The sequence below is a fragment of the Sulfoacidibacillus ferrooxidans genome, assembly GCF_022606465.1.
In the GTDB taxonomy this organism is placed as follows: Bacteria; Bacillota; Bacilli; order Alicyclobacillales; family SLC66; genus Sulfoacidibacillus; species Sulfoacidibacillus ferrooxidans.
The window spans coordinates 1-216 of record NZ_JALBUF010000148.1 but is presented as its reverse complement, the minus strand read 5'-3'; the positions used below and the strand labels follow the sequence as shown (position 1 = coordinate 216).

Genomic DNA, 216 nt, shown 5'->3' with positions numbered 1-216 from the left:
CTTGAATTTGTTAATTTCCCAACAATGAGGATAAAAAACAAGACCATTAACTGCTGTGGGCTGATATGTCCATCCTTAATCAATAGATATCCATCCTTAATCAATAGATATCCATCCTTAATCAATAGATATCCATCCTTAATCAATACAGGTATATACAGGTTGCCCAGGTGCCGCAATTGCATGTATAAAAAATCATATACCATTCATTCAAAA

The 216-nt window shown here is 33.3% G+C and carries 1 protein-coding gene; it reads right to left on the bottom strand.

The annotated features are described in order from the left end of the window. A partial coding sequence (locus tag MM817_RS16770) for a hypothetical protein (protein ID WP_241717218.1) occupies nt 1-185 on the bottom strand: 185 nt, incomplete at its 3' end. Nucleotides 186-216: the final 31 nt, after the last annotated feature.